We start from the raw sequence: 21,979 nt of genomic DNA, 5'->3' as shown, positions 1-21,979 counted from the left end.
AAATTGAGGGATTGATTCAATCACTCAAGTGCTCTACAGTTGCAAGCATGACGGATATCCCCGTACGCAGAATGAACTTCGACGACGCGATCAAGACCGTGCCGAAGCACTTCGCCAAAGACGACGACATCGTGGCGAGCCACATCGCCGTCGCCCTCTCGTCGGTGTTCCCCGACGGCGAGGACTTCTTCGTGCGCTCGGTGCGTCATTACCGCGACGAGATCACCGACCCCGAACTCAAGCGCCAGGTGGCGGGCTTCATCGGTCAGGAGTCGATCCACGGCCGTGAGCACCGCGTGCTCAACGAGCGCTTCGCCGAACTGGGCTACCCCACGAAGGTGGTGGAGCGCCTCACCAAGAAGGGCCTCGAGCTGCGGACGCGGTTCGCGCCCGCCAGCGTCAACCTGGCTACCACCGCCGCGCTCGAGCACTTCACGGCGACGCTCGCCGAGTTGATCCTGAGCGACCCCGAGGCGCGCGGCCTGTTCGGCGACGAGACGGTGAAGAACCTCTTCCTGTGGCACGCGCTCGAAGAGTCCGAGCACAAGGCGGTCGCCTTCGACGTCTACAAGCAGGTCGCCGGCGGCGAGCGCATGCGCACCATCACGATGAACGTGCTGCGCTTCGGCTTTCCCGTGGCGATCGCCGGTCAGGTCGTGGTCTCGCTGCTGCTCGACAAGGACGCCCGCCGTCACCCGCGCCGCGTGTGGCAGAGCCTCAAGCGCGTCCGCCATTCGCCGCTGATGTCGAAGAAGCTGTGGAATCAGCTGAAGGACTACAACCGCCGCGACTTCCACCCGAACCAGTCGGAGCACACCGGTCTGGTCGAGCCTTGGCGCGAGGAGCTGTTCGGCGCCAACGGCACGCTGAACGACAAGCTCGCGACGAGCGCGGTCGCGTAAGTGGAACACCTCGACGTCCTGGTGATCGGCGCCGGCCTGTCCGGCGTCGGCGCCGGCGCCTACTTGCAGGACAAGTGCCCGTGGGCGAACTACGCGGTCTTCGAAGCGCGCGACGCCATCGGCGGCACGTGGGATCTCTTCCGCTATCCCGGCATCCGCTCGGACTCCGACATGTTCACCCTCGGCTACTCGTTCCGCCCCTGGGACGGTGAGAAGTCGATCGCCGATGGCCCGTCGATCCTGCGCTACATCGAGGACACGGCGCGCGAGACGGGCGTGGACAAGCACATCCGCTTCAACCACAAGATCGTCGCCGCCGACTGGTCGAGCGCCGACGGTCACTGGCGCGTGAAGGCGCACCGCGCTGACACGAACGAGACGTTCGAGTTGACCGCGAGCTTCGTGTTCAGCTGCACGGGTTACTACCGCTACGACGACGGTTACACGCCGGACTTCCCCGGCCGCGACCGGTTCACCGGCACCGTCATCCACCCGCAGCACTGGCCCGAAGACCTCGACTACACCGGCAAGAAGATCGTCGTGATCGGCAGCGGTGCCACCGCGGTCACGCTCATCCCGTCGCTCACCGACAAGGCGGCGCACGTCACGATGCTGCAGCGCTCGCCTACCTACGTCGTGTCGCTGCCGGCGAAGGACCCGCTGGCCAACGCGCTGCGCCGCACGCTGCCGTCGTCGCTGAGCTCGCCCATCATCCGTTGGATCAAGGCGCTCACGACCCAGGCGTCGTATTTCGCCAGCAAGCGCTGGCCGGACTTGGTCAAGGGCATCATCGTGCGCCAGGTGAAGCGTCAGCTGCCGGCGGGCTACGACGTCGAGCGCCACTTCACGCCGCGCTACAACCCGTGGGACCAGCGCCTGTGCGTCGTGCCCAACGGCGATCTGTTCAAGGCGATCAGCGCCGGTAAGGCGAGCGTCGTCACCGACACCATCGCCACCTTCGACGAGACGGGCATCACGCTCGACAGCGGTGAGCACCTCGACGCCGACATCATCGTGACGGCGACCGGCCTCGACTTGCTCTTCCTCGGCGGTGTCCGCCTGTCGGTCGACGGCGACGAAGTACACCCGCACGACAAGCTCACCTACAAGGGCATGATGCTCGAGGGCGTGCCGAACCTCGCCTTCGCCATCGGCTATTCGAACGCGTCGTGGACGCTCAAGTGCGACCTCACGTGCGACTACGTGACGCGGCTGCTCAACCACCTCCACCACGAAGGTCTCACGAGTTGCACGCCCGAGGCGTCGGACGCGGGGCAGAGCACGTCGAGCGTCTTCGGGCTCAACTCCGGCTACATCAACCGCGCCGCCGACCGCCTGCCGCGGCAGGGAGCGTCGTTCCCGTGGCAGGTGAAGCACAGCTACGTCGCCGACTACCGCGCGATGAAGATGAAGCCGATCGTCGACGAAGAAATGGTGTTCGCATGAAAACCTTCGCCGGAAAAGTCGCAGCGATCACGGGCGCCGGCAGCGGCATCGGGCGCGCCCTCGCCGTCAACCTGGCGGCCGACGGGTGCGCGCTGGCGCTGAGCGACGTGAACGAGGTCGGCCTCGCCGAGACCGTCGCGGCGTGCGAAGGCCGCGGCGTCAAGGTCACGTCGGCGCGCGTCGACGTCGCCGACCGCGCCGCCGTGTTCGCCTGGGCCGATCAGGTCGTGGCCGAGCACGGCAAGGTCAACCTGATCTTCAACAACGCCGGCGTGGCGCTGGCCGCCGATATCGCCGAGATGTCGATCGAGGACTTCCGCTGGTTGATGGACATCAACTTCTGGGGCGTCGTCCACGGCACCCAGGCGTTCCTGCCCCATCTCAAAGCGACGGGCGACGGCCACGTCGTCAACATCTCGAGCGTGTTCGGGCTCGTGTCGATCCCGTCGCAGTCGGCGTACAACGCCGCGAAGTTCGCGGTGCGCGGCTTCACCGACGCACTGCGCATCGAGCTCGACGCCGAGAAGTGCGGCGTGTCGTCGACCACGGTGCACCCCGGCGGCATCAAGACCAACATCGCCCGCAACATGCGCGGCGACCGCAGCCTCGCCGCGAACTTCGATCGCATCGCGCTGACGACACCCGACAAGGCGGCGCGCGAGATCCTCGCCGCGGTCAAGGCCAACCGCCGACGCGCCCTGATCGGTCCCGACGCCAACGTCATCGACTTCCTCTCGCGCCTGCCCGGCTCGTTCCTGCACCGCCTCATCTCCTTCGGCAACGCCCGTCGTCGCTGACGGCGCGTCGGCCATGCTGGATTCATGGACTTCATCGACCGCGTCGACCCGGAACTGCGAGTGATGCTCGAGAGCTTCCCGGATCGCGTCCTCGACTTCTCCGTCGGTATCGACGTCATCCGCAAGGCGTTTGCCGAGACCCGCGCCCAGGTGGCCGCGACGCTGCCCGACGTCCCGGGCGTCTCACATCGCGACACGCAGGTCAGCGACGACGTGCTCGTGCGCATCTACGAGCACGACGGCCGCACCGGCCCGTCGCCGGCGATCTACTGGATTCACGGAGGCGGCATGGTCCTCGGCGCGTACGACGAGCAGGACTACGTGTGCAAGGTCTGGGCCGAGCGCTTCGGTGCGCTCGTCGTGTCCGTGGAGTACCGCCTCGCGCCCGAGCATCCCTACCCGACGCCGGTCGAGGACTGCTACACCGGCCTGCTCTGGCTGTGGCGCAACGCCGCGGACCTCGGGGTCGACCGGGCGTCGATCACCGTGGTCGGCGCCAGCGCCGGGGGAGGGCTGGCAGCGGGCACGTGCCTGCTCGCCCGCGACCGCGATGAGGTCGCCGTCGCCGGCCAGGTGCTCTTCTATCCGATGATCGACGACCGCGACGTCACGCCCTCGAACCAGGAGATCACCTATTCGAAGGTGTGGCATCGCGACGCCAACCGGTTCGGGTGGTCGGCGTACCTCGGCGACCGTTACGGCACCGACGACGTGCCGATCTACGCCGCGCCGGCGCGGGCAACGGTGGACGAATTGCGGGGGTTGCCGCCGACCTTCATCGATGTGGGCGAACTGGACGCTTTCCGCGACGAGGACATCGAGTACGCGCAGAAGCTGTTGCAGGCGGGCGTGGCAACCGAACTATTGGTGACACCCGGCGCGTTCCACGCGTCGGAGAGCTATCACCCCGGGGCGGGATCCTCGCGACGCATCAACCGTTTTCGCAACGAAGCCCTAGCGAGGACGACCGCTTCCTGATACCAAGAATGGCAGCGCTGTCTGGTAAAACCTGACATCCGCCTCAGGTTTGGGGGAACCTCTCCGCATGGCCGCACCTCGTCCGCAATCGCGCCTCATCGGCTACGTCGTCGCGCTCGCCGCGCTGCTGCTGACGCTCGCGGTCGCGACCTCGACGGGGAGCAACACGATCCCGGTCGCGGCGACGAGATCGGGCACCCGCACCACCGCCGGTGCCGACGGAGCGAGCTCGAGCGGCATCGCCCTCGGCGACCTGCAGGCGTCGTCCGGCGCGGCGACGGGCGGCGCGGCCAAGGCCGCCGGCGGCACCGGCGCGGCGGTGGCGCATCCCCACGCGATCTACGACCAGGGCGTCACCGACACCGAGATCCGCATCGGCGGCTCGACGTTCACGTCGGGTCCCGCGGCGGTCTACGGCGAGCAGATCGCCGTTGGATTCGCGGCGGGCGTCAACTACGTCAACCAGCACGGCGGGATCAACGGCCGCAAGCTCGTGCTCAAGATCTACGACGACGGTGCCGACCCCGCCAAGCAGCTGGCGAACACCAAGCGGCTGGTCGAGATCGACAAGGTGTTCGCCCTCTCGATGGTCTACGGCGACATCGCCGGGCAGTACGTGGCGCAGCAGGGCATCCCGGTATTCCACCTCGGCCAGCAGGAAGCCGAGTTCACCAACCCGTTCTGGTTCCCCGTCGGCGCGCCGCAGCGCCTGGCGTCGTTCTGGCTCGCCAACTTCGGCGCCAAGACGCTCGGCGTGAAGAAGGTGGCGATCCTGTATCTCGACGCCGGCGCCGCCAACTACTCCAAGGCCTACGCCGACGCGGTGGCCAAGGACTGGCAGGGCTACGGCGTCGCCACCCCGGTGCTGTCGCCGTTCTCGGCGGGCCAGACCAGCTGTTCCGACGCCATCAGCGCCGCCAAGAACGCCAACGTCGACTTCATCGACTTCGAGGTGGACGCGTCGACCGTCATCAACTGCGGCGTCGAAGCCCAGCTGCAGAGCTACAAGCCGCCCAAGGGTTGGGGCGGCTACCTCATCGGCGTGCCCGTGATCCACCAGGCGCTCGGCGACTACTCCGAGGGCATGTACGCCTTCGACACGTTCGGCGCGCTGTACGACAACCCCGACTACATCAAGGCCGTCCACGACATCTCGCCGAAGACCGACACCTACAGCTCGGTCACGATGAGCTACTTCGTATCCGCGCTGTTGATGCGCGACTCGATCGCCAAGCTGGGCGACAACATCACGCGGGCGCGGCTCAAGGACGTGCTCAACACGTTCACCAACTGGCAGCCGGGCCTCACGTCGGATCCGAACCAGCCGTCGTGGACGTGGCGTCCGAACTGTCACGACGCGTTGCGCGGCGGCTACGTCATCCAGATCCAGAAGCACAACGGCGCGCTGAAGTGGACGCAGATCACGCCGCAGATGCAAACGGTACCCGTGCCGCCCGGCGAGACGCCGCCGCCCCAGTACGCCGGCTGCGACATCTTCGTGAAGGGCTGAGCTGATGGCGACCACAACTGCTCCCAAGCCCACCTTCACCCAGGCGATGCGCTCCGGCTACGTCTCCACCGGCGTGCAGCAGGTCGTCACGTTCGCGTTGTTCGCCGCGCTGGCGACCTCGCGGGCGGCGGGCCACGTGCTGTCCGCTGGCGTCGTCGCCGCCATGGTGGTCGTCGCCGCCGCCACGGCGACGGTCATCGGGTGGACGGCGAACCTCTACGGCGGCGCGTTCGATTCCCTCACGCGGGCGGTCACACCCGACGAGTCGATCGAGCCGTCGTCGAGCGACCCGTTTGCCACCGCGACGCTCTGGCGCACGACCCTGCTGTGGGCGCTCGGCGCGGCCGCGTGGGCGGGCGCCGGCGCCGGACTCGTCGCCGCCGTGCTCAACGGTCGCGTGGCGAAGTTCCCGATCGTGTTCGTGTCGCTGACCGCGCTGGCCGGAGTCAGCGTCGTGGCCGTCAACGGTGCGGCGCGCCGGCGCGGGTACGCGTCGGCGGCCGCGACGGCAACCGAGTCCGTCTCCCTGCGCCGCCGGGCGTGGCTGCACGTGGCGGTTCCGTTCGCCCTGTCGCAAGCCCTCGTCAACGGTGGCGTGGCGTGGCTGCTGTTCCACGCCTACAGCGCCGAGAAGCTGACGTCCTCGACCGGCTTCGCCGATGCCCTGCTGGTCGCCGTGCTGATGACGACGATCTTCGGTGGCATCACGCGCTCGATGGGCGCCTTCGACTTCGCCACTGGGCGCGTGCATCTCGACGATCCCGACGCGCAGACGGTGCCGTCACGTTCGCCCATCGGTCTGCAGTTCATGGTCTACGCCACCTTCGTCGGCGTGCTGCTGTCGAAGCTGATCGTGTTCGTCTTGCCGTCGCATCCGGCGCTCGCCGCCGTCATCGTTGCCCGCGGCGCCTTCGCCGGCGTGCTGGTGTTCATCGCCGCCGGCTTCGGCTACGTGCGGGGCGCCTGCAACGGGCTCAAGCCGTCCGAAGTGTTCGTGGAGGTGGCGGCCGGTGAATAGCGGGATGAAACGCCTCGCCCTCGGTCTCGTCGCGCTGCTACTCGGCATGATGATCGTGCCACTGGTGTCGTCGGTGAGTTCGGCCGACGGCCTCGACGGTCTCGTCACCGCCGAAGCCGAGAGCTACGCGCTGCGCGTCGAGTACGACATCCCGCTCCCCGCGGGTCCCGGCACGATCCCGCACACCGTGGGCGAGACGCGGCGCACCAGCGCGGGGGAGAACGCCAAGGGCGTCGCCGGCGCGCCGACGCACTTCGACGCGGTGGTCGCCGGCGAGTACGTCAACCCGAACCACGAGATCAGCGACCCCAAGAAGTACAACCGCCTGCCCCAGGCGGAGTGCTTCTATCCCGGCGATCTCGTCGACGTCGCCTTCGGTTTCCCGACCGACACGCGCGACGAGACCAAGGCGGTGCCGCCGGTATCGCACGCCACGGCCGAGTGCAACGCCGGGCCGCGGAGCCAGCTCGACGGCAGCGTCGACCACTACGCCGGCGTCGGCGTGTCAGCGGACAACCTCGAGTCGACGTCGTTCATGCGCACCGAGAAGGGCGCCGACAAGTCCGACACCTCGGCGCACGCGTCGAACATCTCGATCGCCGGCGGCGTCGTGACCATCGGCGGCGTCGACATCTCGAGCGCGTCGAGCGTGACGGGGCAGAAGGGGGGCGCGGCGACCAGCACGCGCGTCAGCGTGCACGACGTGCGCGTGGCCGGCGTGCGGTTCTCGATCGCCGATGACCAACTCGTCGCCGGCTCGCAGCAGGTGCCGCTGTTCGGCAACGCCGGTCAGGCCGTCATCGATCAGGCCAACACGGCGCTCGTCGCGTCGGGGTGCCGCATCGACGTCATCGACAACCCCGGCCGCTACCCGCAGGGCTACCTCTTCGCCCGGCCGACGCCCAAGACGGGCCTGGCCGAAGACGGCACGTTCGCCGCGTCGATGCGCGCCGGGCTGCTCGTGGTGTGCGACCTGCCCCAGAACGTCACGCCGAAGGAGTTCACGCCTGAGCGTGTGCAGGTCGTCGTCGGCTTCGCCTACTCGGCCGCCAGCGCGACCGCGGATCCGGGCGGCTTTGGTCTCGGCGACCTCACCAACGGCGACCAGTCCGTGGGCGCCCTGCCGAGCCTCGACGTCGCCGTGGCGCCGACGCCCGACACGCCCGTCGCCCTCGCACCCGAAACGCCGACGGCGCCGACCAAGCACCGGCCGGCATCCACACTCGCCAAGCAGGCGCGCTTCGTCGCCGTCACCCCGCTCGACGGCGTGACCCGCACGACGCTGCTCGTCGTGTGCGCGGTGGCGTGGCTCGTCATCACCCACCTTGGCCTCAGCCGACTGCGACGCACCTCATGACCCAGTTTCTGTCCACGCTGCCCGGCGGCCTCGTCACCGGCGCGGTCTACGCGCTGCTCGCCATGGGCCTCGTGCTCATCTACAAGGCGACGCGTATTCCGAACTTCGCCTACGGCGGGATGGCGACGTTCGTCGCGTTCTTCCACTACGACCTCGTCAACGGTCGCACCTACGGGCTGCACTTCAACGCCCTGTTCGTGCACGTGAACTGGCACCCGACGGTGCACCTCGGGTTCTGGGCGGCCGTGCCCGTCAGCCTCACCATGGCGGCGTTGCTCGGCTTCGTGATCGAGCGCTTCGTGATCCGGCCCTTCGCCCGCATGTCGACGGTGACGCTCACCGTCGTCACCCTCGGGCTCGGGTTGTTGCTCGCCGCGATCACTCAGCAGCTCTTCGGCGCCAACGACCTCATCGTCAGCAACGACAACGCGATCTTCTCGCGCGCGCCGGCGTTCGCTATCGCCGGCGTCAACGTGAGCTACGAGCGCATCGGCGTCATCGGCATCGTCGCCGCGTTCGCGCTGCTGACGTTCGCCTTCTTCCGGTTCACCTCGACCGGCCTCGCCATCCGCGCCGCGGCCACCGACCCCGACGTGGCCAGCCTGCTCGGCGTGTCGTCACAGCGCCTGGCGATCGTGTCGTGGATCGGCGGCTCGATCGCCGCGGGCATCGCCGGCATCGCGCTGGCGTCGCTCGTGGTGTCCTCCAACCCCAACCTGCTGACGCTGCTGTCGATTAAGGGCTTCGCCGCGGCCATCGTCGGTGGTCTCGTCAGCTTCCCCATCGCGGCGTTCGCCGGCTTCGGCATCGGCATCGTCGAGGAGATCGCCCGGCACTACCTGCTGGCCCACAACGCCAAGCTGTTCCAGGGCGCCCCCGAAGTCATCACCCTCGGTGCCGTCATCATCGTGCTCGCCGCGCGTCCCAAGTGGATCTTCCGCGGCCTGCGCGATGACGAGGACTCGGGTCTGCTGTCGCGCAGCGGCGCAACCGATTCGCGTCTGGCGCGTTTCATCGACCCGGTCGAGGCCTACCGCGCCTTCCGCGCCGCCGTGCCGACGACCGGTGTGATCGGTCGCTTCGGCAAGGTCATCGGCATCGGTGTCCCCGTCGCCCTCGGCGTGTTCGCCCTCGTGTTCCCGGCGCTGCCGCTGCCGTCGTTCTGGACGTTGCCGGCGAACTTCGCCCTCATCTACCTGCTCATCGTGTTGAGCTTCGTCGTGCTCGTCGGCTGGCTCGGCCAGATCAGTGTGGCGCAGGGCGCGTTCCTCGCCGTCGGTGGTGCCGGCGTCGCCATCTGCGCCAATGCGCTCAACCTGCCGTTCCCGTTGCCACTGATCGGCGGCGTGATCTTCAGCATCCCCGTGTCGATCCTCATCGGCCTGCCGGCGCTGCGCCTGCGCGGCCTGCACCTCGCGGTGGCGACGCTCGCCTTCGGCCTCGCGGCGGAGCGGGCGATCCTGCCGCGCTTCGACGCGTCGAACCGCGTCGTGCTGCCGCACTGGCTCGACTCCGACGGCGCCCGCTACTACCTGATCCTCGGGCTCACCGCGTTGGCCTTCCTCGTGGCGTGGCGCATCTCGGTCAGCCGCGTCGGGCGCAGCTTCTACGCCATCCGCGACAGCGAGACCGTCGCCGCCGCCTACGGCATCCGCCCGGTGCGGGTGAAGCTCACCGGCTTCGTGGTGTCGGGCGCCATCTCGGCGCTGGCCGGCGGGTTGCTCGCGTACCAACTCGGCGGCGTCAGCGGACAGTACGGATCCGTGTTCTTCTCGATCACGTGGCTGACCTACGCCGTGGTCGCCGGCATCGGTTCGCTCGGTGGCCCCGTGATCGCCGCGCTGCTGTTCGGGCTGTACCCCGAATTGACCAAGGGTGCCGTCAAGGCGACGTCGATCAGCTTCTGGCCCGAGATCATCGCCGCCGCGTTGCTGCTGGTGATCATGATGGTGAACCCGGGTGGCCTGGCCTCGATGAACCGGTTCATCCGCTCGCGCGCCACGGCGTGGGACGACGTCGAGGACACGCCCGCACCGGAGGTCGTGGCGGAGGTGACGGCATGAGCATTGCGCTCTCGATCAACGACGTGCGCTTGTCCTTCGGCGGTGTGCACGCTCTCGACGGCGTCAACTACGACGTGCCCGCCGGCCAGATCGTCGGCATCATCGGCCCGAACGGCGCCGGCAAGACGACGCTGTTCGACTGCATCTCCGGCTTCCGCAAGCCCGACTCCGGCTCGATCGTGTTGCAGACGCCGAGCGGTCCCGTTGACCTGGTGCAGCAGCCGCCGTGGCGGCGCACGTCGCTCGGGGTCGGCCGCACGTTCCAGAACGCCCGCATGTTCCGGTCGCTGTCGCTGCTGGACATCCTGCGCACGGTGCAGCACGACTCGATGAAGCACTCGGGCTTCTTCCGCTCGGTGCTCGGCGTCGGCGGCGCCCGCCGCGACGAAGCCGACGTGCGCCGCAACGCCGAAGAGGCACTCGACCTCGTCGGCCTGCTGCCCCACGCCGACAAGCCGGCGCAGGAGTTGTCGACGGGCATGTTGCGGCTGTGCGAGCTGGCGGCGGTCATCGCGGTCAAGCCGAAGCTGCTGCTGCTCGACGAGCCCTCGTCGGGCATCGCCCAGGCCGAGACCGAGGCGCTGGCGCCGCTGCTGCGCCAGGTCGCCGAACACCTCGGCGCCACCATGCTGCTGATCGAGCACGACATGCCGATGATCATGAAGCTGTCCGACACCATCGTCGCCATGGCGGCCGGCAAGGTCATCACCGCCGGCGATCCCGAGGCCGTGCGTCACCACCCCGAAGTGCTCACGTCGTACCTGGGGCAGTCGGCATGACCGAGGCCCTGCTCGAAGCCACCAACCTCGACCTGCAGTACGGCAAGGTGCGCGTGCTGTTCGACGTGTCGATCACGATCAACCGCGGCGAGTTCGTCGCCCTGCTCGGCACCAACGGCGCCGGCAAGTCGACGTTCCTCAAGGCGGTGTCGAACCTGTCAGGCCTGACGGCCGGGCGCGTCGTGTTCGACGGGGTCGACATCGCCGGCTGGTCGCCCGACAAGATCGCCGCCGTCGGCCTGGCCCACGTGCCCGGCGGGCGCGGCTCGCTGCCCGACCTCACCGTCGACGAGAACCTCCGCCTCGGCGGCCACTTGCTGCGCGGCCGGGGCAAGAAGGCCGAGTTCGAGGCGGGCCTCGAGTACGCCTACGGCCTGTTCGGCTGGATGGGGGAGCGGCGCAAGCAACTCGCCGGCACGCTGTCGGGTGGCGAGCAGCAGATGCTCGCCATCGCCCGCGCCCTGGTGCTGCGCCCGAAAATGCTGATGGTCGACGAGCTGTCGCTCGGCCTCGCGCCCGTCATCGTCGCCCAGCTGATGGACGTGCTGAAGGAACTCAACGCGACGGGCCTCACCATCCTGGTCGTCGAGCAGCACGCCACCCTTGCGATGGAAACCGCCGAGCGCGTGCTGTTCATGGAGAAGGGGCAGGTCCGCTTCGAAGGCCGCGGCAAAGAACTCGCCGGCCGCCGCGACCTGCTCCGCTCCGTCTTCCTCGGCTCCTAGGTGTTGGCTCGCCCCGAACGAATCTTTGGCGACACTTTCTGGGGGCGAATTCGGCTCCGAGCACCGGTTTCACCCCCACAAACGGGCGTGAGTCTTGCGCGTCCCCGACCGCCGGATGAGTCACAACAACGTGCTGAGAGAACCGCCTAGTCCCGCGACTGCAACGTGGCGACGCCGTCGCCGGTGAGGTCGGCGAGGGCGTCTTTGCGGCCGGACATGGCGAGCAGCAGCGACATCATCGGGCCCGTGACCTCGGGGCCGTCGCCGTGGGTCCAGTCGGCGTCGGTGGCGACGAGCTTCACGCCGGCGATGCGGTTCTTGGCGTCCATGACGAGGTTCGTCTTCTTGTAGGAGTCAGCGACGCGGACCGCGGCGTCGACGGGGTAGTCGTGGGCGATGCCGAGCGGGCGGCGGATGTCGCTGGCGTGGATGAGCACTTCGCCGAGCCACGTGTCGACCGGCCCGGGCGGCGAGGTCGAACGGTCGAGGACGTTCTTGAATTGGCCGAGCGTGTCGCCGGTGGCGTTGATGCGGGCGATGTCCTTGTTCTGCAGCTTCGTCAGGCTGAAGCCGTTGGCGAGCATGCCCGGCAGGAAGTTGAACGGCGTCTTCTCGGCGGTGGCGGTCATGTGGGCGAGCACGTCGCGCACCGTCCAGCCCGCGCACAGCGACGGCGTGTCCCACTGGCCTGCCGTCAGTGTCTCGAGGTCGGCGGCGAGGGCGCGCCGCTCGGCGTGGATCGTCGGCCAGATCTGGGACTTGTCCATAGCGCGGCAGTCTGCCCGGCGGTCTACGGGTGCGCCAGCGGCAGACCGAGGGCGTTGGCCCACAGCCCGGCCACGAGCGAGGCCACCTCGGCCTCGGTCGGCCGCGGCTCGGGCGGGTCGAACACGAACATGTCGAAACAGACACGGTCCATCATCCCGGCGAGGGCGCGCGCCGTCAGCGTCGCCTGACGCTTCGTCAGCTTGCGCATCTCGCCCGCCTTACCGGCGCGCACGAGCTCGGCGGCGAGGCGGCCGGTGATGCTGCGGCCCGCCTCGCGCCGGATCGCCACCATCTCCGGCTCGGTGAGGCTGACGGCCTCCCACACGCGCGACAGGTCGATGGTGCGGGTGTAGGCCTTCACGTAGATCGACAGCATGCGCTCGAGACCCTCGACGCCGTCGCACACCCGCCAGCCGGTGCCGGTCGTCGCGCTCATCCACTCGAGCTGGTCGTGGACCATCGCTCCGAGTACCTCGTCGCGGTTGCGGAAGTACTGGTAGAAGGTGCCGAGGCTGACGCCCGCTGCCTCGGCGATCTCGGCCACGGCGGTGTTCTGGAACCCGCGCTCGGCGAAGAGTGACGTGGCGGCGTCGATCAGCTGCGCCCGCGTGCGGCGCGCCTTGGGTCCGGCGGGGACGACGCGGTCGCCTTCCCGCCGCAGTGCTTCCACGTCGTCCATTTTACCAAAACCTGACGTAACCCTCAGGTTTTGCTTAACCCCAGCCGCCCGAGAACGACACGAACTGGCCGGTCTGGAACCGGCTGGTGCCGTCGACGAACACCGCGCTGAAGTTCGCCAGCTCGTCGAGGGTACCGAGGCGGCCCATCGGCACCTGCGCCTCGACGCGGGCGCGGCCTTCGGCGTCCTCGGCGCGATTGGCTTGGAGGAAGCCGGGGAAGTCCATGAAGTTCGTGCCGATGGCGTTGACCTGCACGCCCTTGCCGACCACCTCGTCGGCCACGTTGCGCACCAGCATGTTGGCCGCGGCGCGCGCCGAGGAGTACAGCGGCGCGCCCGGCGTGGGGCGGGCGCCCGCCGCGCTGGTGAACACGAGCACCTGCCCGTCGCCCTGCTCGACCATGTGGGGCACGACGGTGCGCAGGAAGTTGTACGGCGCGTCGACACAGCCGCGCAGCACGGCGTGCAGGTCGTCGAGCGACGACTTGAGGAACCGGCCGACCACGATCCGGCCGGTGAACGCGGCGGCGGCGTCGACGCGACCGAAGCGTTCCAGGCCGGCGGCGAGCAGTCGTTCCGACGACTCAGGCTTGGCGAGGTCGCGCACGCCCGCGACGGCCGCCACGGACGCGCCGCGCGCTTCGAGGTCGGCGACGAGGCCGTCTTCGGGGTCGCCGACGACGAGGTCGTGCCCGCGGTCGGCGAGCACCCGCGCCAGGTTGGGCCCGACATAGGCGGCGGCGTCACTGACGATGGCGACTCGGCGAGAAGTCATTTCCCTAGTCTGACGTTCGTGGGCGACATCAGGCTGATCGTGCAGGCCGACGACTGCGGCATGTGCCGCGCCGTCAACGAAGGCATCGCCCTCGCCAAGACCGACGGCATCCTCACGCAGACCTCGGTCATGGCGCCGACACCGTGGTTCGCCGAGGGCGCGCTGATGGCCAAGCGCCTCGGTGTCGCCACGGGACTCCACGTCACCCTCACCTGCGACTGGGAATACCTGCGGTGGGGTCCGCTCACCGCCGCGGCGTCGTTGCGCGACGACCAAGGCCTGTTCAAGAACACGGTGAGGGCGGCGGCCGAGGGGACCGCGGAGGATGGTGTCGCCGAGGCGCTGGCGCAGGTCGACCGGGCGCTGGCGCTCGGGCTCGAGTTGTCCTACGTCGACCCGCACATGGGCCTGTCGATCATCCCCGCGTACGAAGCGGCGTGCGCCCGCCTCGGGGTGAAGTTCATGTACCCCGGCGTGGACCCGCACCACGTCTTCGACTCGGTGACGGTGCTGAGCGTGCAGTCACGCCGCGACCGCGCCGCCTGGTTCGCCGACTTCCTCGAACAGCTCACCCCGGGTACGCACATGGTCCAGACGCACCCCGCCGTCGCCAGCGCCGAGTTGCGCGCCGTCACCCCCGAACACGCCGAGAACTACTTCTGGGTCGAGTCCACCCGCGTCCCCGACCTCGAAGCCCTCTGCGCGCCCGAGGTCCGCCAAGTCGTCGAGTCCCGCAACATCGACCTCATCACCGCCGCCGACCTCTAACCCCGCCACCCCAGCTTCTGGTCCGTTCTATGCAGAAAGACCCTGGATCAGACGGACCAAAAGCGGGGAGGGGGCGGTTACCCGCGGCCGAGGCGGGTGAGGACGTTGCGGGTGATCTGTTCGATGTTGGGGTCGCGGTTGGCGAGGCCGTGGGCCCAGTCGGTGGAGCCGCTGGTGACGACCGTCCCGCCGGCGGGCGACGTGTACGTACCCAACATCGCGTGACCGTGGCGGATCTTCTCGACGGCCCACTCGTCGCGGGTGTCGAACACGCGCGCCGCGATGTACTCCAACTCCGACGGCTCGTTCGGCTTTGGCGGCCGCGGCGCCGACTCGCGGGTGAAGTGCTGCACCGGGCAGATGCCGAGGATCTCGAACGTCGCCGGCGTCTCGTCCTCGAACGTCGGATACGGCAGGCCGTCGCGGAACGTGAACGCGCAGCCGTCGCACTCGTAGCCGACGACGGTGGCCGCGTTGCCGAGCACGTCGCCGTAGCGCACGTCGGTTCCGTCGAAGAGCCAGTGCTCGGGCCGGTAGACCGTGTAGCCACCGAGCCCGTTGGTGACGTTGCGCCCGATGCGGTGGTAGCCGCCGCGCACGAACGACACGCCCGTCATGTGGTTCTCCGGCCGGGCGACGATGTGGTCGGACCAGAACGTCGTGACCTCGTTCATGCGGTCGGTGTCGTACAGCGGGTCGTTCTTGAGGAAGCCCTTGTACCCGACCATCGCGTCGCCCTCGAGCCGGACCTGCCACAGCGACGTGTTGCCGCTGAAGAACGCGGCGTTGCCGCCCCGCGCGATGAACGCCTCGACCGTGTCGCGCATGCCCTTCGACCAGTACTCGTCGTGACCCACCGACAGGTACAACGACGCGTCGTCCAACACGGACGGGTGCTGCTCGAGATCGGCGTTGAGGCACACGCCGATCTCGAAGCCCTCGCGCGCCGCCCAGCGGAGGAACGGCTCCTCCCAGTCGGGCCAACCGGCGGACCCGGCGTACCCCGACAGGTGGTTCAACTGCACGTAACCGACGTGCGCCGCGTTCTGCGGATCGGGCGCGCCCGTACCCGTCACCCGCCGGCCCTTGCCCGGCGGCTTGTACAGGTAGCCCGCCGCCATCGGCCGGGCGAAGGACACCGTGGTGCCGCCGGTGTACAGGTTGGGCCCGCCGAAGTCGTTGTAGGCCGCCCACGTGTTCGACGCCAGCGCCAGCACGATCTTCGCTCCGGCGTGTGGCCGCACGACGAAGAAGGCGTAGTCGCGCCGCACCTTGCCGCCGTCGAGCTCGATTTCGAGGACGACCTCGTAGTAGCCCGACGGCCACTCGGCGGTCGTCTCGATGGTGTGGGCGACGGGCCACTTGCAGCCGCTGGCCGCGGCATCGGGCGGCGTGGCGTGCTCGTCAGCGGCGACCGAGAACGTTGACCCGTTGACCGTCACCCGCACCGGACGCCCGCCCGCCGACGACAGGTGCAGGCCGACCGATTCCCCGGCGGCGATCGACTGCGGCCAGCAATATCCGGTAACGACCTCGCGAGCGGGCATCGCCGGACGTTACTGAGGAAGAATGGTTCGCGTGATCCACGAGAGCCCCCTGCCCCGCGTCGACATTCCCGAGATCGCGCTCACGCCCTTCGTGTTCGCCAAGGCCGACCGCCTCGGTGACAAGCCGGCGTTCATCGACGGCACCACCGACCAGCCGCTGTCGTACCGCGACCTGTACGACCGCGTGAAGCGTCTCGCCGGCGGCCTCGTCGCGCGCGGCCTCGCCAAGGGCGAGGTGGTGGCGATCATGGCGCCTAACTGCCCCGACTACGCGACGGTGTTCCACGGCGTCGCGATGGCCGGCGGCATCGTTACCACGATCAACCCCACCTACACCGAGCGCGAAGTCCACCATCAGCTCAACGACGCCCAAGCGACGCTGCTCGTGACCGTGCCGATGTTCTTGGAGACGGCATCGCTCGCCGCCAAGGAGTCGGGCGTCACCGAGATCGTGGTGCTCGGCGGCGCCGAGGGGTACCAGTCGCTCGAGGACCTCTTCGGCGAACCGCTGGCCGAGCAGGTCCCCGTCGACCCCCACGACGTCGTCGTGCTGCCGTACTCGTCGGGCACGACGGGGCTGTCCAAGGGCGTGATGCTCACGCACTACAACCTCGTGGCCAACATCGTGCAGTCGGCCGCCGCCATCCCGATCGGCGAGGACGAGTCGTTCGTCGCCGTGCTGCCGTTCTTCCACATCTACGGCATGCAGGTGCTGATGAACCTCGGCCTCTACGCCGGCGCCACCATCGTGACGATGCCGCGCTTCGACCTCGAGCAGTTTCTGACGCTGCATCAGGAGCACAAGCTCACGCGCGCCTTCGTGGCGCCGCCGATGGTCGTGGCGCTGGCGAAGCACCCGATGGTCGACAACTACGACCTGTCGTCGCTCAAGACGATCTTCTCGGGGGCGGCGCCGCTGTCGGCCGAACTGGCCATCGAGTGCGGCGCCCGCCTCGATTGCGAAGTCGTGCAGGGCTACGGCATGACCGAGTTGTCGCCCGTCACCCACGCCACGCCGCCGGGCAAGTTCAAGCCGGGATCGGCGGGCATGACGGTGCCCAACACGCGGGTGCGCATCGTCGACCCGGCGAGCGGCGAGGACCTCGACGTCGACCAGGACGGCGAAGTGTGGATCAGCGGCCCGCAGGTCATGAAGGGCTACCTCAACAACGAGGCGGCGACGAAGTCGACCATCGACGCCGACGGCTGGCTGCACACCGGCGACATCGGCCACATCGACAGCGACGGGCACCTGTACGTGGTCGACCGCCTGAAGGAACTCATCAAATACAAGGGCTTCCAGGTGCCGCCGGCCGAACTCGAGGCGCTGCTGCTCACCAACCCCAAGGTCGCCGACGCCGCGGTCATCGGCATCCCCGACGACGAAGCGGGCGAGATCCCCGCCGGCTACGTGGTGTTGAAGGAGGGGCAGCAGGCGACCGAGGACGAGATCAAGGAGTTCGTCGCCAGCCAGGTGGCGACGTACAAGCGCCTCGGCAAGGTGACGTTCCTCGACGCCGTGCCCAAGTCCGCCTCGGGCAAGATCCTCCGGCGGGTGCTGCGTGACCAAGCCTCCAGCTGAGCTCGATCGCGACGCGTTGCGGGCCAAGTACCGCGCCGAGCGCGACAAGCGCATCCGTGCGGACGGCAACGCGCAGTACATCGAGGTCACCGGCGCGTTCTCCCACTACGTCGACGATCCCTACGTCGACGCGCCGCTGGCGCGCGAGTCGCTGCACGACGAAGTCGAAGTCCTCGTCATCGGGGGCGGCTTCGGCGGCCTGCTCGCCGGTGCCCGCTTGCGGGAAGCCGGCGTCGATGCCGGCGAGATCCGCATCGTCGAGAAGGGCGGCGACTTCGGCGGCACGTGGTACTGGAACCGCTACCCCGGCGCCATGTGCGACATCGAGTCCTACATCTACCTGCCGCTGCTCGAAGAGCTCGGGTACGTGCCCAAGGAGAAGTACACGCACGCGCCCGAGATCCTCGACCACTCGCGCAACATCGGCAAACACTTCGGCCTCTACGACAACGCCTGCTTCCAGACCGAGGTCACCGACCTCACGTGGGACGAAGACGTCGAGCGCTGGATCGTGTCGACCAACCGCGGCGACGCCATGCGGGCGCGCTTCGTCATCTCGTCGAGTGGACCGCTGCACCGCGCCAAGCTGCCCGGGATCCCGGGCATTCAGGACTTCACCGGTCACTCGTTTCACACGTCGCGCTGGGACTACGCCTACACCGGCGGCGACCCCGACGGCGGCCTCGTCAACCTCGCCGACAAGCGCGTCGCCGTCATCGGCACCGGCGCCACCGCGGTGCAGGTGGTGCCCCACGTCGGCGAGTGGGCGCAACACCTCTACGTGTTCCAGCGCACTCCGTCGTCGATCGACGTGCGCAACAACCGCGACACCGATCCCGAGTGGGCGCGCTCGCTCCAGCCCGGGTGGCAGAAGCAGCGCATGGAGAACTTCAACGCACTCGTGTCGGGTGGTTTCGCCGAAGAAGACCTCGTGGCCGACGGCTGGACCGACATCTTCCGCCTGCTGCTGACGACGGGCGACCTCGAGGCCGCCGACTTCGAGAAGATGAACCAGATCCGCGCCCGCGTCGACGAAATCGTGGAGGACCCGCGGACGGCCGACGCGCTCAAGCCGTACTACCGCCAGTTCTGCAAGCGACCGTGCTTCCACGACGAGTACCTCCAGACGTTCAACCGTCCCAACGTCGACCTCGTCGACACCAACGGGCAGGGGGTCGAGCGCATCACCGCGCGCGGCGTGGTCGCCAACGGCGTCGAGTACGAAGTCGACTGCATCATCTTCGCCACCGGCTTCGAAGTCGGCACGTCGTACCAGCGCCGCAGCGGCTACACGATCCACGGCGTCGACGGGATCGAACTCGACGCCGCGTGGGCCGACGGCGTGCGCACGCTGCACTCGATGCACGTCGACGGCTTTCCCAACCTGTTCCTCGTGCAGAACGCGCAGGGCGGCTTCACCCCGAACTTCCCGCACAACCTCGAAGAGATGAGCCGCCACTTCGCCTACGTGATCGGCGAGTTGCGCGCCCGCGGCGCCACCCGCGTCGAGGCGTCGCGCGCGGCGGTCGACGAGTGGGTGGGCGTCATCCGCCAGTTCGCGCCGGCGCGCTCGTCGTTCTTCGAGGACTGCACGCCGGGCTACTACAACAACGAAGGCCAGCCCGGAAACGGCTTCTTCACCGGCGAGAACGGTCCCTACGGCGGCGGGCCGATCGCCTTCTACCGCATACTCGAGAAATGGCGCGCGTCCGGTGATCTCGCCGGACTCGAAATCAATTAGAAAGAGCAGCTATGGCTACCAACGCAGAGACCGCGTACGAATCGATCAAGGGCAACGTCGGCCTGAGCAACGGCACCGGCGACTGGTTCGAGGTCACCCAGGACCTCATCAACAAGTTCGCCGACGTCACGCTCGACCACCAGTTCATCCACGTCGACCCCGAGCGCGCCAAGCAGGGCCCGTTCGGCACCACGATCGCCCACGGCTTCCTCACGCTCTCGCTGCTGGTCCACCTCCAGGGCTCCCTCAAGGGCGGCGACGAGCGCCCGGCGCCGAACTTCACCGGCATGGTCGCCGGCGTGAACTACGGCTTCGACAAGATCCGCTTCATCAACCCGGTCAAGGTCAACTCGAAGATCCGCGCCACCTCGGTTACCAAGGACATCGAACTCAAGGGCAACGCCATCAACATGACCAACACCCTCACCGTCGAGATCGAGGGTGAGGACAAGCCGGCGCTCGTCGCCGACTGGATCACGCGCATGGTGTTCGCCTAAGGGCACCGTGCACGACGAGCTCGCGGCGTGCGCCCTGGCGCTGGCGCAGCGGTTCGCCGCGGGGGCGACGATGTGGTGTGTGGCGCCGGGCGCCGACCACCACGCCCGTCACCTCGCCGTCGAGTTCGTGCATCCTGTCGTCGTCGGGGCCCGCAGCCTGCCGGCGGTCGCGATCGGCGCTGACGATCCGCTCACCGCGGCGCGCACCGGCGACGTGCTCTTCGTGCTGGGCGCGGCCGATGCCGCGATGGTCGACCGCGCCACCGCCCACGGGCTCGTGCTGATGCAGCTCGACGCCCGCGGCGACGAGCTGTTCGACGGCACGCTCGTGCGCGCCTACCACGTGCTGTGGGAGCTCACCCACGTGTGCTTCGAGCATCCGGGGCTCGTGGCGTGACCGACTTTCTCTATCCGTTCCTCGAGCGCACCGAGGACGACGCCGCCGCGTTGCTCGCCGATCTCGCCGCCTCGGCGCGGGCCAAGACGGCGGCGAGCGTGGCGCTGCGCGACGACACGCTGCGCCGGCTCGACGACGAACTCACGCGCACCGCGGCCGCGATGCGCGCCCGCGTGGCCGCCGGCGGGCGACTTCTCGTGTTCGGCAACGGCGGCAGCGCCACTGATGCCGCCGGCTTCGTGGCGCTCCTGCGACCGCTGCCGGCGTTGTGCCTCACCGACGACGACGCCGTCATCACCGCCCTGGCCAACGACGTCGGCTTCGACGTCGTGTTCGCCCGCACCCTGCGGGCCGTGGGCCGCGCGGAGGACATCGCGGTCGGCTTCTCGACGAGTGGCGGGTCGCGCAACGTGCTGGCCGCGTTCGAGACCGCGGGCGCGATGGGCATGCTGACGGTCGGCATCGCCGGTTACGGCGGGGGCGAGTTGCCCGGCGCCGTCGACCACTGCCTCGAGGTCGCGTCCGACAGCGTGCACCGCATCCAGGAGACGCAGAACGCCGTCGCCTACGAGCTGTGGCGCAGGCTGATGCGATGAGCGAGGAGCGCGACGTCCTCGACCGCATCGAGGCGTTCCGTCGCGCGCGACCGCGCTTCACCGACGACGTGATCACGCTGGCCCACGGCGCCGGCGGCAAGTCGTCGGCCGCGCTGGTCGACGCCGTGTTCCTCGACGCCTTCGCCAACGACGCGCTGGCGCCGCTCACCGACGCGGCGTGTCTCGACGTGCCCGCCGGCACCATCGCGTTCAGCACCGACTCCTACGTCGTGGCGCCCCGCCAGTTCCCCGGCGGGTCGATCGGGCACCTGGCGGTGCACGGCACGGTGAACGACCTCGCCATGATGGGCGCCCGGCCGCAGTGGCTGAGCGCGGCGTTCGTGATCGAAGAGGGCTTCGCCGTCGACGAGTTACGCGCCATCGTCGCCGACATGGCCACCGCCGCCGCGGCCGCCGGCGTGACGGTCGTCGCCGGCGACACGAAGGTCGTCAATCGCGGTGCGGCCGACGGGCTGTACATCACGACCGCCGGCGTGGGCGTGGTGCCACCCGGTCGGCGCGTCGACGCGGCGCGCGTGCATCCCGGTGACAAGGTGATCGTGTCGGGCACTATCGGCGACCACGGCATGGCGGTGATGCTTGCCCGCGGCGACCTCGCCATCGAAGCCGACATCCGCTCCGACACGGCGCCGGTCGCGGCCGCGGTCGAGGCGCTGTTCGCCGCCGCGCCCTCGACGCGCTGGTTGCGCGACCCGACCCGCGGCGGCCTCGGTACGGTGTGCAACGAGTTGGCGCGCGCCGCGGGCATCGCCGTCGTGCTCGACGAGCCGGCGCTGCCGGTGACGCCGGCGGTGGCCGCCGCCTGCGACCTGCTCGGCATCGACCCGCTGTATGTCGCCAACGAAGGCAAGTTCGTCGCGGTCGTGGCGCCCGACGAGTGCGAGGCCGCGGTGCAAGCGGTCGGTGGTGACGCCGCGGTCATCGGCACGATCGAGGCCGACCCTGCCGGCGTGGTCGTGCTCGTCACCGGCTTCGGCGGCACCCGTATCGTCGACCTGCTCGTCGGCGACCCGCTGCCCCGGATCTGCTGACA

Annotated in this window: 21 protein-coding genes; 17 read left to right on the top strand and 4 right to left on the bottom strand. The window is 69.0% G+C overall.

Annotated elements, in window-relative coordinates; all coding sequences use genetic code 11:
- Positions 1 to 47: 47 nt before the first annotated feature.
- The 10 genes from VHC63_08575 to VHC63_08530 all read left to right on the top strand — a co-directional run bounded on the left by VHC63_08575 (position 48) and on the right by VHC63_08530 (position 11,575).
- Positions 48 to 902 carry a metal-dependent hydrolase gene (locus tag VHC63_08575; GenBank protein ID HVV36644.1) on the top strand — a complete coding sequence of 285 codons (855 nt, stop codon included), beginning with the start codon at positions 48 to 50 and terminating at the stop codon, positions 900 to 902.
- Entirely contained in the window at positions 903 to 2,348 is a 1,446-nt protein-coding gene (locus tag VHC63_08570) for an NAD(P)/FAD-dependent oxidoreductase (GenBank protein HVV36643.1), read from the top strand. It begins immediately after the preceding gene.
- Positions 2,345 to 3,145, top strand: a complete 801-nt coding sequence (locus VHC63_08565) for an SDR family NAD(P)-dependent oxidoreductase (GenBank protein ID HVV36642.1) — start codon at positions 2,345 to 2,347, stop codon at positions 3,143 to 3,145. Before VHC63_08570 ends, VHC63_08565 begins: the two co-directional genes overlap by 4 nt.
- A gap of 24 nt (positions 3,146 to 3,169) precedes the next feature.
- The gene (locus VHC63_08560) at positions 3,170 to 4,123 is read left to right on the top strand and encodes an alpha/beta hydrolase (protein HVV36641.1); all 954 of its coding nucleotides are present in this window, start codon (positions 3,170 to 3,172) and stop codon (positions 4,121 to 4,123) included.
- Positions 4,124 to 4,190: 67 nt separating this feature from the next.
- Positions 4,191 to 5,633: an ABC transporter substrate-binding protein gene (locus tag VHC63_08555; protein ID HVV36640.1), complete on the top strand. Its 1,443-nt coding sequence runs from the start codon at positions 4,191 to 4,193 to the stop codon at positions 5,631 to 5,633.
- A 4-nt stretch (positions 5,634 to 5,637) separates the two neighbouring features.
- Positions 5,638 to 6,651 carry a hypothetical protein gene (locus VHC63_08550; GenBank protein HVV36639.1) on the top strand — a complete coding sequence of 338 codons (1,014 nt, stop codon included), beginning with the start codon at positions 5,638 to 5,640 and terminating at the stop codon, positions 6,649 to 6,651.
- A 4-nt stretch (positions 6,652 to 6,655) separates the two neighbouring features.
- The gene (locus VHC63_08545; protein HVV36638.1) at positions 6,656 to 8,008 is read left to right on the top strand and encodes a choice-of-anchor P family protein; all 1,353 of its coding nucleotides are present in this window, start codon (positions 6,656 to 6,658) and stop codon (positions 8,006 to 8,008) included.
- Positions 8,005 to 10,071, top strand: a complete 2,067-nt coding sequence (locus VHC63_08540; protein HVV36637.1) for an ABC transporter permease — start codon at positions 8,005 to 8,007, stop codon at positions 10,069 to 10,071. Before VHC63_08545 ends, VHC63_08540 begins: the two co-directional genes overlap by 4 nt.
- Positions 10,068 to 10,850 (top strand): ABC transporter ATP-binding protein, encoded by a 783-nt coding sequence (locus VHC63_08535; protein HVV36636.1) that lies wholly within the window; start codon positions 10,068 to 10,070, stop codon positions 10,848 to 10,850. Before VHC63_08540 ends, VHC63_08535 begins: the two co-directional genes overlap by 4 nt.
- On the top strand, positions 10,847 to 11,575 hold the full coding sequence (locus VHC63_08530) for an ABC transporter ATP-binding protein (GenBank protein ID HVV36635.1): 729 nt from the start codon (positions 10,847 to 10,849) through the stop codon (positions 11,573 to 11,575). The genes VHC63_08535 and VHC63_08530 overlap by 4 nt, the downstream gene beginning before the upstream one ends.
- 146 nt (positions 11,576 to 11,721) lie before the next feature.
- Here the strand turns inward: VHC63_08530 and VHC63_08525 are convergent, their stop codons facing one another.
- The 3 genes from VHC63_08525 to VHC63_08515 are packed head-to-tail and all read right to left on the bottom strand — an operon-like array spanning position 11,722 to position 13,797.
- Positions 11,722 to 12,342 carry a maleylpyruvate isomerase family mycothiol-dependent enzyme gene (locus VHC63_08525; protein HVV36634.1) on the bottom strand — a complete coding sequence of 207 codons (621 nt, stop codon included), beginning with the start codon at positions 12,340 to 12,342 and terminating at the stop codon, positions 11,722 to 11,724.
- Positions 12,343 to 12,365: 23 nt separating this feature from the next.
- Positions 12,366 to 13,013 (bottom strand): helix-turn-helix domain-containing protein, encoded by a 648-nt coding sequence (locus VHC63_08520; GenBank protein ID HVV36633.1) that lies wholly within the window; start codon positions 13,011 to 13,013, stop codon positions 12,366 to 12,368.
- A 43-nt stretch (positions 13,014 to 13,056) separates the two neighbouring features.
- Positions 13,057 to 13,797 carry an SDR family oxidoreductase gene (locus VHC63_08515; protein HVV36632.1) on the bottom strand — a complete coding sequence of 247 codons (741 nt, stop codon included), beginning with the start codon at positions 13,795 to 13,797 and terminating at the stop codon, positions 13,057 to 13,059.
- Positions 13,798 to 13,815: 18 nt separating this feature from the next.
- On the opposite strand from VHC63_08515, the gene VHC63_08510 reads away from it, so the two are divergent.
- Entirely contained in the window at positions 13,816 to 14,565 is a 750-nt protein-coding gene (locus VHC63_08510) for a ChbG/HpnK family deacetylase (protein ID HVV36631.1), read from the top strand.
- Between the two features lie 77 nt (positions 14,566 to 14,642).
- Here VHC63_08510 and VHC63_08505 read toward each other — a convergent pair whose 3' ends face one another.
- Positions 14,643 to 16,112, bottom strand: a complete 1,470-nt coding sequence (locus VHC63_08505) for a N,N-dimethylformamidase beta subunit family domain-containing protein (protein HVV36630.1) — start codon at positions 16,110 to 16,112, stop codon at positions 14,643 to 14,645.
- A gap of 22 nt (positions 16,113 to 16,134) precedes the next feature.
- Between VHC63_08505 and VHC63_08500 the strand changes: the two genes are divergently transcribed.
- Genes VHC63_08500 through hypE form a run of 6 tightly spaced genes read left to right on the top strand, consistent with a single transcriptional unit; the run spans position 16,135 to position 21,977 of the window.
- Complete coding sequence (locus tag VHC63_08500) at positions 16,135 to 17,694, top strand: 4-coumarate--CoA ligase family protein (protein ID HVV36629.1); 1,560 nt, start codon at positions 16,135 to 16,137, stop codon at positions 17,692 to 17,694.
- Complete coding sequence (locus VHC63_08495) at positions 17,675 to 19,435, top strand: NAD(P)/FAD-dependent oxidoreductase (GenBank protein HVV36628.1); 1,761 nt, start codon at positions 17,675 to 17,677, stop codon at positions 19,433 to 19,435. Before VHC63_08500 ends, VHC63_08495 begins: the two co-directional genes overlap by 20 nt.
- 11 nt (positions 19,436 to 19,446) lie before the next feature.
- Positions 19,447 to 19,932 (top strand): MaoC family dehydratase, encoded by a 486-nt coding sequence (locus VHC63_08490; GenBank protein HVV36627.1) that lies wholly within the window; start codon positions 19,447 to 19,449, stop codon positions 19,930 to 19,932.
- A gap of 7 nt (positions 19,933 to 19,939) precedes the next feature.
- Entirely contained in the window at positions 19,940 to 20,329 is a 390-nt protein-coding gene (locus tag VHC63_08485) for a hypothetical protein (GenBank protein HVV36626.1), read from the top strand.
- Entirely contained in the window at positions 20,326 to 20,925 is a 600-nt protein-coding gene (locus VHC63_08480) for an SIS domain-containing protein (GenBank protein ID HVV36625.1), read from the top strand. Before VHC63_08485 ends, VHC63_08480 begins: the two co-directional genes overlap by 4 nt.
- On the top strand, positions 20,922 to 21,977 hold the full coding sequence (gene hypE / locus VHC63_08475; protein ID HVV36624.1) for a hydrogenase expression/formation protein HypE: 1,056 nt from the start codon (positions 20,922 to 20,924) through the stop codon (positions 21,975 to 21,977). The genes VHC63_08480 and hypE overlap by 4 nt, the downstream gene beginning before the upstream one ends.
- The last annotated feature ends 2 nt before the right edge of the window (positions 21,978 to 21,979 follow it).

The sequence above is a fragment of the Acidimicrobiales bacterium genome (assembly GCA_035546775.1).
Lineage (GTDB): Bacteria > Actinomycetota > Acidimicrobiia > Acidimicrobiales > JACCXE01 > JACCXE01.
Note: the sequence above shows the minus strand (reverse complement) of the source record. Positions and strands in the feature narration are given on the sequence as shown.

Bases quoted from the DNA above. Each gene is read 5' to 3' on its own strand.
- VHC63_08490 (HVV36627.1), top strand. From the start codon at position 19,447: ATGGCTACCAACGCAGAGACCGCGTACGAATCGATCAAGGGCAACGTC.
- VHC63_08500 (HVV36629.1), top strand. From the start codon at position 16,135: ATGGTTCGCGTGATCCACGAGAGCCCCCTGCCCCGCGTCGACATTCCC.
- VHC63_08560 (HVV36641.1), top strand. From the start codon at position 3,170: ATGGACTTCATCGACCGCGTCGACCCGGAACTGCGAGTGATGCTCGAG.
- hypE (HVV36624.1), top strand. From the start codon at position 20,922: ATGAGCGAGGAGCGCGACGTCCTCGACCGCATCGAGGCGTTCCGTCGC.
- VHC63_08525 (HVV36634.1), bottom strand. From the start codon at position 12,342: ATGGACAAGTCCCAGATCTGGCCGACGATCCACGCCGAGCGGCGCGCC.
- VHC63_08550 (HVV36639.1), top strand. From the start codon at position 5,638: ATGGCGACCACAACTGCTCCCAAGCCCACCTTCACCCAGGCGATGCGC.
- VHC63_08545 (HVV36638.1), top strand. From the start codon at position 6,656: ATGAAACGCCTCGCCCTCGGTCTCGTCGCGCTGCTACTCGGCATGATG.
- VHC63_08530 (HVV36635.1), top strand. From the start codon at position 10,847: ATGACCGAGGCCCTGCTCGAAGCCACCAACCTCGACCTGCAGTACGGC.
- VHC63_08535 (HVV36636.1), top strand. From the start codon at position 10,068: ATGAGCATTGCGCTCTCGATCAACGACGTGCGCTTGTCCTTCGGCGGT.
- VHC63_08515 (HVV36632.1), bottom strand. From the start codon at position 13,797: ATGACTTCTCGCCGAGTCGCCATCGTCAGTGACGCCGCCGCCTATGTC.
- VHC63_08540 (HVV36637.1), top strand. From the start codon at position 8,005: ATGACCCAGTTTCTGTCCACGCTGCCCGGCGGCCTCGTCACCGGCGCG.
- VHC63_08555 (HVV36640.1), top strand. From the start codon at position 4,191: ATGGCCGCACCTCGTCCGCAATCGCGCCTCATCGGCTACGTCGTCGCG.
- VHC63_08575 (HVV36644.1), top strand. From the start codon at position 48: ATGACGGATATCCCCGTACGCAGAATGAACTTCGACGACGCGATCAAG.
- VHC63_08505 (HVV36630.1), bottom strand. From the start codon at position 16,112: ATGCCCGCTCGCGAGGTCGTTACCGGATATTGCTGGCCGCAGTCGATC.
- VHC63_08565 (HVV36642.1), top strand. From the start codon at position 2,345: ATGAAAACCTTCGCCGGAAAAGTCGCAGCGATCACGGGCGCCGGCAGC.